Origin of the sequence: Massilia sp. CFBP 13721 (genome assembly GCF_014842025.1) — a bacterium.
GTDB lineage: Bacteria > Pseudomonadota > Gammaproteobacteria > Burkholderiales > Burkholderiaceae_D > Telluria.
Genome location: NZ_JACYUY010000009.1, coordinates 19,095 through 31,344, shown reverse-complemented (window position 1 = coordinate 31,344; position 12,250 = coordinate 19,095). Strand labels below are relative to the sequence as shown.

Annotated in this window: 8 protein-coding genes and 2 pseudogenes; 6 read left to right on the top strand and 4 right to left on the bottom strand. The window is 67.7% G+C overall.

What is annotated here, in order from left to right; all coding sequences use genetic code 11:
- Window positions 1–9 precede the first annotated feature (9 nt).
- A complete protein-coding gene (locus IFT60_RS10825; protein WP_192051981.1) occupies window positions 10–705 on the bottom strand; it encodes a response regulator in 696 nt (231 codons plus the stop codon).
- 141 nt (window positions 706–846) lie between these two features.
- On the opposite strand from IFT60_RS10825, the gene IFT60_RS10820 reads away from it, so the two are divergent.
- Together IFT60_RS10820 and IFT60_RS10815 are read left to right on the top strand one after the other, a co-directional pair.
- The gene (locus IFT60_RS10820) at window positions 847–1,905 is read left to right on the top strand and encodes a porin (RefSeq protein ID WP_192051980.1); all 1,059 of its coding nucleotides are present in this window, start codon (window positions 847–849) and stop codon (window positions 1,903–1,905) included.
- A gap of 38 nt (window positions 1,906–1,943) precedes the next feature.
- Entirely contained in the window at window positions 1,944–2,927 is a 984-nt protein-coding gene (locus IFT60_RS10815; protein ID WP_192051979.1) for a Bug family tripartite tricarboxylate transporter substrate binding protein, read from the top strand.
- 24 nt (window positions 2,928–2,951) lie between these two features.
- Here the strand turns inward: IFT60_RS10815 and eutB (IFT60_RS27180) are convergent.
- A pseudogene (gene eutB / locus IFT60_RS27180) lies at window positions 2,952–3,128 on the bottom strand (ethanolamine ammonia-lyase subunit EutB); the annotation flags it as partial.
- A gap of 18 nt (window positions 3,129–3,146) precedes the next feature.
- Window positions 3,147–3,316: pseudogene (gene eutB / locus IFT60_RS27175) on the bottom strand (ethanolamine ammonia-lyase subunit EutB); the annotation flags it as partial.
- 270 nt (window positions 3,317–3,586) lie between these two features.
- Here eutB (IFT60_RS27175) and IFT60_RS10805 point away from each other — a divergent pair.
- From IFT60_RS10805 to IFT60_RS10790, 4 genes are read left to right on the top strand one after another with little or no spacing between them, the layout of a single operon-like run.
- The gene (locus IFT60_RS10805; protein WP_192051978.1) at window positions 3,587–4,906 is read left to right on the top strand and encodes an alpha/beta hydrolase; all 1,320 of its coding nucleotides are present in this window, start codon (window positions 3,587–3,589) and stop codon (window positions 4,904–4,906) included.
- A gap of 7 nt (window positions 4,907–4,913) precedes the next feature.
- Window positions 4,914–6,362 carry a hypothetical protein gene (locus IFT60_RS10800; protein WP_192051977.1) on the top strand — a complete coding sequence of 483 codons (1,449 nt, stop codon included), beginning with the start codon at window positions 4,914–4,916 and terminating at the stop codon, window positions 6,360–6,362.
- Between the two features lie 50 nt (window positions 6,363–6,412).
- Window positions 6,413–7,705, top strand: a complete 1,293-nt coding sequence (locus IFT60_RS10795; protein ID WP_192051976.1) for a CHAT domain-containing protein — start codon at window positions 6,413–6,415, stop codon at window positions 7,703–7,705.
- Window positions 7,702–9,120, top strand: a complete 1,419-nt coding sequence (locus IFT60_RS10790) for a hypothetical protein (RefSeq protein WP_192051975.1) — start codon at window positions 7,702–7,704, stop codon at window positions 9,118–9,120. The genes IFT60_RS10795 and IFT60_RS10790 overlap by 4 nt, the downstream gene beginning before the upstream one ends.
- 101 nt (window positions 9,121–9,221) lie before the next feature.
- On the opposite strand, the gene IFT60_RS10785 is transcribed toward IFT60_RS10790, so the two are convergent.
- Window positions 9,222–12,230, bottom strand: a complete 3,009-nt coding sequence (locus tag IFT60_RS10785; protein ID WP_192051974.1) for a TonB-dependent receptor — start codon at window positions 12,228–12,230, stop codon at window positions 9,222–9,224.
- Window positions 12,231–12,250: the final 20 nt, after the last annotated feature.

The following is a 12,250-nucleotide window of genomic DNA, read 5'->3' as shown; positions in this document are numbered from 1 at the left end:
CGGCGGCGCTCAGGACGCCGGGCGTTCCTGCATCAGGTAACCGATCCCGCGCAGGGTCACGATCGCGGCGCCGCCGTCGGGACGGCGTTCGAGCTTCTTGCGCACGCGGTGGATATACAGTTCGATGGCGTCGAGGTTGACGTCGTCGTTCAGGGCGAACACTTCGTCGAACAGCTTTTCTTTCGACATTGCGCGGCCCGGACGGGCGATCAGCGCTTCGAGTACCGCGTGCTCGCGCGGCGTCAGCGCCAGCGGCTCGCCGCAATAGGTAAACATGCGCGACACGGTATCGAAGCTGAGCTGGCCGCAGCGGTGCACCAGCGTCTCGCTGGCGCCGCCGCGCCGGCGCAGCAGCGCTTTCACCCGCGCCTCGAGCTCGGCCAGCTCGAACGGCTTGGCCAGGTAGTCGTCGGCGCCCAGGTTCAGTCCCTGCACCCGCTCTTCCAGGCCGCCGCGCGCCGTCAGGATCAGCACCGGCGTGCCGCCGCGCGCGCCGCCACGGGCGCGCAGGCGCCGCAGCACGTCCAGCCCATCCATCTTGGGCAGGGTCAGGTCGAGGATCACCAGGGCGTAGTCCTGGGTGTGCAGCAGGGCGTCGGCGTCGGCGCCGGTGGCCGCGCATTCGACGGTGAGGTGGGCGTCGCGCAGGGCTTTCGACACCCAGTGCGACAGTTCGACGTGGTCTTCGACTAACAGGATTCTCATCGCGCCAGTGTAAGCGCAAAGGCCACCTTGCGTGAAGGTTGGTCGATTCCGGGCATGGCTGAAAGCGAATTGAAAGCTGCCCATGCATATAGTCGCCGCAAACAGAGCAGTTCGATAACAATGACAACGCACGGAGACAGCATGAAGCAATCGATTCTCGCGCTCGCCGCCCTGGCAGCGCTTTCCCACACGAGCGCGCGCGCCCAGGACAGCGTCCAACTATATGGCCTGGTCGACGCCGGCGTCGAAGCCGTCAACCATGCGGGCGCCGATGGCGGCGGCCTGGTGCGCGTGGTCTCGGGCGGCAAGAACACCTCGCGCTGGGGCGTGCGCGGCAGCGAAGACCTGGGCGGCGGCCTGAAGGCGGTGTTCAACCTGGAAGGCGGCATCCTGATAGATAGCGGCGCCGCCGACGGCGCCCTGTTCAAGCGCCAGGCCTGGGTGGGCCTGGAAGGCGATTTCGGACGCCTGGTCATCGGCCGCTCCTTCACCACGACCTATGACCTGGTAATCAAGTTCGACCCGCTGGGTTTCGCCCCGCATTATTCCTGGGCCACCAGCGGCGGCGCCACCGGACCGTCGAAATACGGCATGACGACGTCCTTCGACAACCTCGTCAAGTACAAGGGCACGAGCGGCGGTTTCACCTACGGCGCGACGGTCGGCCTGGGCGAGCAGGGCGGCGGCACGGCGGACGGGCGCAAGCTGGCGCTGGGCGGCTCCTGGTTCGGCGGCGGCCTGGGCCTGATGGCGGCATGGGAACAGGTCAACGGCAGCCCGCCCGCGGCCGGCGGCGTGCGCGCCAGGACCACGGCTTTCCACCTCGGCGCCGACTACAAGCACGGCCCCTGGCGCTACAGCGCCGGCATGCGCGGCTACAAGCTGGCGTCCGGCCAGGCAGCGACCGCCGACCTGCGCGGCGACACGTACTGGGGCGGGATCACCCGCACGATCGGCCCCGTGACCCTTACCGGCGCGGCCTACCATATCAATACAAAGGAGCGCCCGGCCGGCCAGGATGCCGACCCGACCATGCTGGTCGTACGCGCCATGCTGGCCCTGTCCAAGCGCACCGACCTCTACCTGTCGGCGGCGCATGCGCGCGCGGACGACGGCCAGCTCGTCGGCCTGTCGCGCGACGATGCGGGCACCGGCACCACGCAAAGCGGCGTCACGGCGGGCATTCAGCGCCGCTTCTGACGCTGCAAATGGGCCGTCGTGGCGCTATGATGGGCGCCATGAAACGACTTCCCCTCATCCTGCTTGCCGTGGCAGCGCTGCCGCTTGTGCTGCCAGCGCGAGCCGGCGCGGACCAGCCGCGCACGGCCGAATGCCTGATTCCGTCCAAGCCGGGCGGCGCCATGGACCTGACTTGCAAGCTGGCGCAAAAGGCGCTGCACGACAGCCCCGGCGCGCCCGAGCTGAAGCTGAGCTACCTGCCGGGCGGCGTCGGCGCGGTGGCATGGCATACGCTGGTGTCGCAGCGCCGCAGCGAGCCGAACACCCTGGTGGCGTTTTCCGGCGGTTCGGTGCTGAACCTGGCGCTCGGCAAGTTCGGCAAGGCCGAGGTCGACGACGTGCGCTGGGTTGCGGCCTTTGGCGCCGACTACGGCATGATCGCCGTGCCGGCCGACTCCCCCTACCGCACGCTGGGCGACCTGGTCAAGGCGTTGCGCGACGATCCGCGCCGCGTCCTGATCGGTATGTCCGGCACCGTCGGCAGCCAGGACTGGATCAAGATGGCGCTGCTGGCGCGCCTGGCCGGCATCGACCCGCGCAAGCTGCGCTTCGTGGCGCTCGAAGGCGGCGGCGAGCAGTTCATCGCGATGGCGGCCGGCCACGTGCAGGCAGTCTCGGGCGACACCTCCGAAGCCCTGCTGCACGCCGGGCGCGGCAAGGTGCGGGTGCTGGCGGTGCTGTCCGAACGGCGCCTGCCGGGCGAACTGGCCGCTGTCCCGACCGCGCGCGAGCAGGGCTACGACGTCGTCTGGCCTGTGATTCGCGGGCTCTGGATGGGGCCGGGCGTGCCGGCGGCCGATTACCGGCGCTGGGTCGCCGCCTTTGCGCGCATGGAGTCGCGCCCCGGCTTCGCGGAAATGCGCGCCCAGGCCGGGCTGTACCCGTTTTCGCTGACCGGCGATGCGCTCAACCGCTATGTGAAAGATGCGGTGGCCGGCTACGGCCGCCAGGCCAGGCAGTTCAAGCTGGTGCGCGAGCACTAGACTACACAGGACGCCTCACTCCGCCATCGGCAGGTCGAGCAGCTTGGCGCAGAAGTGGTCTTCGAGGCCGGCGCGGGCGATCTGCTTGCCGTCGTACAGGTATTCCGGTCCCATGAGGCCGACCACGGAATTGACCAGCAACGGTTGGAAGGCGCGGGCCACCCCGTAGGCGCGCACCTCGCAGGTTTGCTGGCCCAGGCCCTGGTCATCAGGCCGTCGAACAGGTTGGCCGCAATGCCCGACGGGTCGTCCGTGGGGTGGTTCGGCTGCAGGCGGGTCGAGAGCGTGGCGGACAGGCCGATCGTGTACCGGAAACGCGTGACAACGCGGCGCTTGCGGACGACCAAGGCATGAGTTCGGGCGCCGGCGCGGTGGGTGATCCGGCTCATGGAGTGCTCCGTCTGCCTCTCGAAAAAGTGTACCTCCGAGCGTTGCGCCTTGCCCGTGCACCGGGGGTGATCGTGCCACAGTGTCGGCGCCGACAAGACCCGCAGTCGGGCGGTTCCGGGTCCGTTGTATGTTCGCACAGGCCGGAAGCGAGGTCTTCAATTTTGAGTGACAAGCGCTTTCTGCGGGCGTAGGATCAAAATTAGCTTTTCGTTATTAATCTGCATCAGCAATTTGGCCCATCCAGTTGTGATCATATTAAGGAGACGCAAATGCCAGCATCGTCGCAGGGCGCAGTTGATCTCGGAGTCGACACCGAAACTTGGCTGATCAAATTCGACAAGCATGGCGACTGTGTCTCGCCCAAGACCCGGGAGGCATTGCTCGAGCGCCTGGAAGCCGTGCCGGACAAACCTGTCATCGTTTTCTCGCACGGCTGGAACAACGACTTCGACCAGGCCACGGAGCGCTACAGCGGCTTGTTGAAGGAACTGGAAAAGCATCTTGCGGCACAACACAGCAGCGTGAAGCCCTTGTTCGTCGGGGTAATCTGGCCAAGCATCTGGCTGTCGTTCGACGAGGGCATGAGCATCGCCTCGACGCCCGGACTGGCAGGCACCGATGCCGAGCAGAGCTACGCCAGCGGCCTGGCGAGCAGCCTGGATCCGGCCGGGCGGGCGCGCTTCTACGAACTGATGCAAACGCCGCGGCTGGACGAGGCCGGCGCGCAGGAACTGGCGGTGCTGCTCAGCGGCTCGCTGATGCGCCAGGCAGAGCCGATGGACGACGCCGTGGAAGACGGCGCGGCCCCCGGCCCGGGCGACCTGTTCGCGGCCTTCGACGCCGTGCAGCGCACGGATGCGCCGACCGGCGGCGACGACGACATCCTGCCGGAGGGAGGCAGCATCGACGGTCCGGCGGGCGGGACGCCGGGCATGGCCGGTGTCCTCAGCTTCCTCGATCCGCGCTGGGCGCTGCGCGTCGCTTCCGTGTATCAGATGAAGGACCGCGCAGGCAAGGTCGGCGCGCGCGGCGTGGCGCCGATGCTGGCACAGATCCTCCAGCGCAGCAGCGCGGTCCACCTGGTCGGCCACTCGTACGGCTGCAAAGTCATGTTGTCGGCACTGGCGCGCGCGGATACGGTGGCCAAGGCCAGGAGTATGCTGCTGCTGCAGCCGGCCGTGTCCCACCTGGCGTTCGCGTCCACACTGCCGGAGACCAAGGAACCGGGTGGCTACCACATGATTCCGGGACGGGTTGCGAAGTCGCTGGTGATGACCTACAGCGCCAACGACACCGCCCTCCACAAGATGTTTCACCTGGCCCTGCGCCGCAAGAAAGACCTCGGTGACGTCATCATCGCCCCGGCCGGCGTGCCGCCGAGCCGCTATGCCGCCCTCGGCGGCTATGGCCCTCGCGGGGCGGGCGAGGACCTGCGTGGACCCTTGCCGCAGCCCGGCATGACGGTGCAGTTGCCGACTGGCGGAAGTCCCGTCGCCTTCGACGGCAGCGAGGGGCAGATCATGGGACATGGCGACGTCGTCAAGCCGGTGACGGCCTGGTTGCTGTACCTGCAACTGCACATGGCCTGAGGCGGTCATGCGCAACGCCCGCTCCGCTGTGCTGAACCGCGTGCGTGTCGCCCTGAAGAAGCGGGCAGGCCAGGGCAGGCTGGTCCTGACGGCCTCCCTCGCTTACCGGCGCGGCGACAACCTGGTCAAGCTCTCCCTCGCGGTGGAAGGGCTGGACGCGAACCTGCCGGCGCCGGCCGCGGTCGAACTGCAACGGCCTTTCGCGGACTTCGGCGCGCGCGGGGACTACCGCGTCCCGGCAAACTTGCTGGAGGAGCTCGCCGCCGGCCTGCGGAAGATCGGTCCTGCCGCGCCAATGGGGCCGCTCTGGCTGCGGCTGGTGCGGCCCTGCGGCTACCTGGGCCTGTTGCCTTGGGAAGCTTGCCTGTTCGAGGCGATGGGCAGGCCGGTGCTGAGGCTGCCCGATTTTCCGTACCGCGCGGCCGAGCGCACCGGCGTGCTCGAGAACATCGTGCTCGTGGACCCGCCGGAAAATGCTGGCCGGATCGACGTTGCGAACCGGCTGAAGCGGCTCGCCACGAGTATCCTGGCCGGCTCGACCCGCAGCGGCACCCGCGTCCACGTGTTTGCCAGCGCGCCATGGCAGCAGGCGCTTGCCGCGGACGCCGGGCGCGATCCGCGTATTCTGCTGCACGCGCCGCCGCAGGCGCCGGCCACGCCGGCGGGGCGCGGCGAGTCGCCGATAGCGCCCTGGATCGACTGGATACTGGGGGCCATGGAGCGGCGCGGCGCCGATGCGATCCACATCCTGGGGCGTGCCGCGTTCGATGAGTCCGGTGCCTGTGTCCGTCTTTCGGCTTCCCCGTGCGAGCGCCCGCACATGCGGCGCGATGTCGACCTGTGCGCGGACGACCTTGCGGTACTGCTCAACCGTGCGGGAGCATGGTCGGCCAGCCTCGTGCCGGCCCGGCTCGAGTATGCCATGCCGATGGCCTACGTCGCGGACGACCTGGCGCACCGATGGCATGGCGCCGTGCTGTTCTCCGACCTCGGCCGGGAAAATCCGGCGGCGCTACGGGAGGCGACACGCCTGCTGTACACCGCGGAAACGACCGCCGCGCCACGCCTGGAGCATGGCTTCCTGTACTGCCACCCGGATTTCTTGCTGAACAAGCGTAGCGCGCTGCGCGCTGCGGCGCTGCGGGCGGGCACGCAGGCGGCACGCCTGGTAACCCAGGCGCAGGCCGGGGAACGCTTCAGGGGCACGATCACGAAAGTGCTTTCTGCTGCCGGCGGCGCGGTGCCGGACACGTCGTCGAGCTGGGTTGCCGCGACCCAGCGCTTCGTCGAGAAGGAGGTGTTCGACGAGCTCCGCCGCCAATCGGGCGACGTGCTGCTGTCGCAGGTGTCCGCGCGCGTTCGGGAGCAGGTCAACGCAAGCGGCTTCGACGAGGCCAGGGCCAGGCTGCTGGATCAGGCAAGCGCCATTGTTGCCGCCTATCGCCCTGAAAAGTAGGGGAGACCATGTTTGCGACCATTGAAATTGCAGGCTGCCAGGGAAACCTGATGTTCCGCTTACGCGAGGCCAACACCGCCATCGACGGCATGCTCGACTACGAGCGGCTCGAGCTGGGGGAATTGCCCGGCATGGGCAGCCGGCAGGAAGTGGAAGACTACGGCGGCGCACTCGTCCAGGCGCTGAACCGCCATGGCGCGGTGAAACAGCAGCTGGGGCAGTTCTTCGGCGCTGTCGGCATTGCGAGTGCAAATTTTCAGTTCGATATCGCTACCGCCGAGGCCGAGCGCTTCCGATGGGAGACGCTTTACACCGCGCCCCAGTTCCTCGCACTGACGGGATTCTGCAGCGTCCGGCGCATCATCCCGAGCGGACTGGCCGGCCAGCCCCAGCCACGCAGCTTCGACGGGCGGGTGCGCATGGTCACCTTGCTGAGCGCCGCGCGGGTACAGGCCAGGGGCGAGTTCAGGGCGATTGCCGTCGCCTTCGCTGCGGCGCGGGCACGGCTTCCCGGGTTCGAGCTGCACGCCTATGTCGGCGAGATGGCCCTGCTCGACGAGATCCAGGGCGACATCGACGCGGGCCATTTGCCCGGTGTGCAGGTGGCGCCCATGCCGGCCACCACTGCGGCGCTGGAGCAGATGCTGCGCGACCAGGCGCCGCAAATCCTGCATTGCTTCTGCCATGGACTGATAAAAGACACCGTGGGGCTGCTCCAGTTCGCGACGATCGCCGACCACGTCGGCGATGAAGCGGAGGGTTCGGTCGCGCTCTCGATCACCCGCCTGGCGATGCTCCAGAACCTGGCGCCGAGCACCTGGCTGACCGTCCTGAACAGTTGCGACGGTGCCCATCCGATCCAGCGTCTCGGTTCGATGGCCGCGAGCCTGGCCCGTACCGGCGCCCCGGTTACCATCGGCATGGCCGAACCGATTCACTCAAGCGACGCGACGCTGTTCAGCAGGCACTTCTACGGACGCGCGCTGCGCATCGTTGCCGATGCCGCGCAGGCGGCGTCCGCGACCCGTGCCACGGCGGTCGACCTCGGCCCGGCGCTCGCGGATGCGCGGCATTGCATGCACGTCGAGGCCCAGAACGGGGCGGACCAGAATTACCGCCGCTGGTGCCTTCCCGTCATGTACCAGCGTTCGACGGGCTTGAGCATCGTGCGCGTGCCGCCGGCGGCGGTCCAGGAGCGCATCGAGACGGTCTCGGGACTGCTGCGCAGCCTGCCCAGCGACACCCCGGAGCCGCTGCGCGACCAATTGCGGAACCTGCTCGAATCGAGCGAACCGAAAGTGGACCGCAGCCTGTGGCCCGACCTATGGGGGAATTTCGCATGACGACCATCGATTTTGCGGCGGAACTGCAAATCAACGGGTGGAGCCCGGGTTGCGGGAACTTCGGAACGCTGCGCAACCCCTTGCCCTTCGCTCTGCGCCTGGATGTCAAGCCCGGTGACTTGTACAATTTCGGCTATCTCCTCGGCCCGGACGAGCCGCCCGCGCCCGAAAACTGGCGCCACCCGCGGGTCGGCTGGGGGCTGGTACTGCCCGACGACGATGCGGTACCGGCAGCAGCGAAGGCGCGCGGGGAAGACGCGCCCGAGCCGCTGCGCGCGCTGCTGGCCGCGCGGGGCAATGCGCCCGTGCTGCGCTGGTCGCCCAAACTCGGACAGCTCTACCTGCGCCGCTATTACGAGGACGGGACCTTTCAGGACATCCTGACCACCGCGCCCGTGTATGGCACCGGGCGCGGCCAGATTCCGCGTTACCTGCTCCTGTACGCGTCGCCGGCCCAGGTCCCGTGGGCGGTGCAGTATGCGATGAACCTGTCGCTGTGCGTGGGCCGGCTCGACCTCCGCATGGACGAGGGACTGGAAAATTACGTACACGCCCTGATGAACGACTGGGCCGGCGCGCAAAGCGACGTCGGCGCCCCGCTGATCTGGAGCGTCGACCACGGCGCCGGCGACATCACCTGGCTGATGACGCGCGCGGTCGCCAACCCGCTGGCCCTCGAGTTCGCGAGCGACACCGATCTCGCCGGGTACACGCAGCTGAAAAACGCGGACGCGACGGCCCAGAACCTCATGACCGCGCTGAACGACAAGCGGCCCGGCCTGGTGGTCACGACCAGCCATGGCATGACCGGCCCGCTGGATGCGCCGGACACGCTGGTGGCGCAGCTCGGGCTGCTGGTCGACCACAACCAGAAAGCCGTGCCGCTCGCGGCCATGAAGGAATGGCGCCCGGACGGCGCGATATGGTACGCGCACGCCTGCTGCGCCGCCGGTTCCGACCATAGCTCGCGCTACGCCGACGTCATCGACAGCGGCAGCGACGTCGGGCGCATCCTGAACGGCGTCGCGCAGGCGGCCGGTGCGCGCATTGCGCCGATGCCGCGCGCGCTGCTCGGGCACAAGGCGCCGCTGCGCGCGTTCATCGGCCATGTCGAGCCGACGTTCGACTGGACCCTGCGCCAGCCCCAGACCCACCAGGTCCTGACCGATGCCTTGGTGAGCGCCCTGTACGACAACCTGTACCGGCAAGGGGTGGCGACCCCGGTCGGCTGGGCCTTCCGCGAGATCTACAAACAATCCGGCGCCTTCTACGGTAGCCACCAGGAGGCGCAACTGCAGGCGAACGAAGCGATGCCGGGGGCCGCCGGGCGCGCCCTGTTCCGCAAGCTGGTGGCAATGGACCTCCAAACCTTGGTCGTGCTGGGCGACCCCACCGTGACCTTGCCTCGGCTCTAGCGACTGCCCGGCCGGCAGCCGGTCGTGCAAAAAAAAGTGCGCCCGAAAGCGCACGAAAGGAAGCCGCGCATCGCGTACGCGGCCATGGAGACACTGCATCCTCAGAACTTGTAGTTCGCCCCCAGCACATAGGACCGGCCCGATTTACCGTAGAGCAGCGTATCGTCGCGCTCGGTGTCCTTGCCGTAGCGTAGCGGCTCGTCGGTCAGGTTCTGCGCTTCGAAGGACAGGCGCAGCTGCGGCGAGACGTTGTACGACATCGACAGGCCGACCCGGGTGGACGGCACCGCGAACGAGTGGTCGCTGCCGTTGGCGTTGCGCAGCACGTCGCGGATGAAGCTCGAGCGGTGCGTGGCCGAGACGCGCGCGCTGAACTTCTTGTCCTCGTAATAGATAGTCAGGTTGTAGGCGTCCGGCGACAGGCCGATGAAGTTCGCTTGCTCGGTCAGCTGCTCGTTGGCCGGCGTGCGCGGATTGTCGACCCGGGTGATGTAGGTGATCTTCGACTTCACGTGGGTGTAGTTGGCCAGCGCGCCGAAATTGCTCCATGCGCCGGGCAGGAAGCTGAACGGCGTCTGCCAGTTGAACTCGAAGCCGTCGAGCGGGCCGCCTTTGGTATTGACCATCTGGCTGACGTTGACCTGGGTGTCCGGCTGGATCTGGCATACCGGGGTGCCGCCGGTGATCGAGCAGCCGGTCGAAGTCAGGTAGGCGTTCGACAGGCCGGTCTCGGCATAGGTCATCAGCTCGTTGGTGCGCTGGATGAAGGTCTTGATGTCCTTGTGGAAGAAGCCGGCCGAGATCATCGCGTTCTTCGCGTAATACCATTCGGCCTGCAGGTCGACGGTATTCGCGCGGATCGGGTCCAGCGTCGGGTTGCCGATCGAGACCGACTGCCCGGTCAGGTTGATCGACGCCGACGGCGACAGGTCGACATATTCCGCGCGCGACAGGGTCTTGCCCGCCGAGAAGCGCACCAGCAAGTCTTTCGGCAGCGTCGCCGTCACGTTAAAGGCCGGCAGCCAGTCGCGATAGGAATGCTCGACCACGCGCGGCACCAGCTGGCCGGCGGGGTCGCGGATCAGCTGCATGGCGACCGTCCTGGTCTCGGCGCCGCGCACGCCCAGGTTGCCGCGCAGCGGCAGGCCCCATGCATCGAACTTGAAGTCGCCCGACAGGTAGAGGGCATCGATCTTTTCGTCGACCTGGCGCTTGACCTGGTTCGCCAGCACGTATTCCGACAGCGGGATGTCGGCGCAGTGGCATTCGACGTTGTACACGGCGAGGAATTTGTCCATGTCGACCGCCGCCCAGGACGATGGCGCATTGCCTCCCAGGCCGCTGCCGAAGCCGGACAGCTGGCGCGTCAGGCTGGCCAGGCTGACGCCGGGCGGCAAGCCCTCCGTCGGGATGCCGCCCGACGGCACTTCGTAGTTGAACCAGCGGTTCCTGCGCGCCGACAGGCCGCTGCGCAGGGTCAGGTTGTCGGTCAGCTGGTAGCTGACGTTGGCCGAGCTGGTCTTCAGGCGGTTGGCGGTGCGCAGGTAACGGCCGACGAAGTTGCCGTGCACGGTGCCGTCCGCACCCTGCGGGCCGAATGAGAAGTTGTTCGGGTTCGACACGTCCATGCCGAAGTCCAGCCTGGGCACGCCGCTGCTCGAATCCTCCCACGAGAAGCCGTTGACGTTCGGTGCGTCGATCTGGACCGTGGTGCGCTGCGGGTTGTTGAGGCGCGAATCGGACACGCCCAGCATCAGGTCGACGGCCAGGCGCTCGGTGATGTCGCGCCGCGCCGACAGCACGCCCTGCCGGAACAGGGTCGTGTAGACGTCGACCAGGGCCTCGCTGCGGATATCGACGCCGTTGAATTTACCGTAGGTCCAGCGGCCATTGTCGTCGAAGCGCGCATCGACGATCGAGGTTTGTCCCTTGCCATTTTCGACCATGTCGCGCCCGAACGAGATCGCCTGGATGTAGTTGTCGTAGCGCTTGTTGCTGTAGCGCCCGCCCATCACGTCCAGGTTCAATTCGGTGGCGCGGTCGGGGCGCCATTGCAGGGTGCTGGTGATGCCGGCACGCTCGTATTCGGTCTGCGAGCGGCGGTAGCGCGGAATGCGCGGATGGAAGGAGCCGGAACCCGCGGCCGGGCTGGCGACCGTGCCGCCGAAATCGTCGCGGCGGCCCATCACGGCGCTATACGCGGCCAGGTCGCCCGAGCGCGGCACGCCGAAGCCGCAGTTGCGGGCATCGATGCCCTTGACGGCGTTGTTCAGCGGGTATTGGGTGGCGGCGCCGAGCGGCGAGCAAAAGCCGCCGTTGACCGAGGCGGCGACGATGTCCACCGCTTCGTAGCCTTCTTCGATGGCGTTGCGCTTGGCATAGGCCAGCGACACCAGCGCGCCGACCTTGCCGATCGGCGTATCCCAGCGGTTCGAATACAGGGCGGTCAGGCGCGGCTCGGTTTTCTTCGAGATCGTGTTGTACAGTCCCTGGGCGCCGATGCTGGCGGTGCGGCCCTTGAAGTCGAAGGGACGGGCGGTGCGCAGGTCGACGGTGGCGCCGAGCGAACCTTCTTCCACGCCCGCCTCGGAGGTCTTGCGCACGGCCAGGCTGTTGAACAATTCGGCCGAGAAGACGCTGAAGTCGAAGGCGCGGCCGCGGTTGGTGCTGCCGTTGATGTCCGACGCGCCGGTGGCGGTGGTGCCCTCGATGCCGTTGATGCGCACGCGGGTAAAGCCGGCGTTCAGCCCGCGCACGGTGATCTGCTTGCCTTCGCCGCCATCGCCCTGGGCCACCGACACGCCCGGCACGCGCTGCATCGATTCGGCCAGGTTCGCATCCGGGAACTTGGACACGTCCTCCGCCTTGATGATGTCGATGATGCCGTCCGAGTTCTTCTTGATGTTGAGCGCGTTGTTCAGGCTCTCGCGGAAGCCCTTGACGACCACCACGTTGTCGGCGGCGGCCTCGGTGCTTTCCGCTTGCGGCTGGGCCTGGGCCTGAGTCTGGGCATGGGCCTGGGTCGCCGCGACCAGCGCCATCGCGCCCAGTGCGATGTGCCGTAGCCTGGCCGCCGGAAGGACTGCCCTGGCGTGTCTCGTTGTGTGCATTCTGTCTCCTTGTTTTTATG

Coding starts and splice junctions, on each gene's coding strand:
- IFT60_RS10825 (WP_192051981.1), bottom strand. CDS start 705: ATGAGAATCCTGTTAGTCGAAGACCACGTCGAACTGTCGCACTGGGTG.
- IFT60_RS10820 (WP_192051980.1), top strand. CDS start 847: ATGAAGCAATCGATTCTCGCGCTCGCCGCCCTGGCAGCGCTTTCCCAC.
- IFT60_RS10815 (WP_192051979.1), top strand. CDS start 1,944: ATGAAACGACTTCCCCTCATCCTGCTTGCCGTGGCAGCGCTGCCGCTT.
- IFT60_RS10805 (WP_192051978.1), top strand. CDS start 3,587: ATGCCAGCATCGTCGCAGGGCGCAGTTGATCTCGGAGTCGACACCGAA.
- IFT60_RS10800 (WP_192051977.1), top strand. CDS start 4,914: ATGCGCAACGCCCGCTCCGCTGTGCTGAACCGCGTGCGTGTCGCCCTG.
- IFT60_RS10795 (WP_192051976.1), top strand. CDS start 6,413: ATGTTCCGCTTACGCGAGGCCAACACCGCCATCGACGGCATGCTCGAC.
- IFT60_RS10790 (WP_192051975.1), top strand. CDS start 7,702: ATGACGACCATCGATTTTGCGGCGGAACTGCAAATCAACGGGTGGAGC.
- IFT60_RS10785 (WP_192051974.1), bottom strand. CDS start 12,230: ATGCACACAACGAGACACGCCAGGGCAGTCCTTCCGGCGGCCAGGCTA.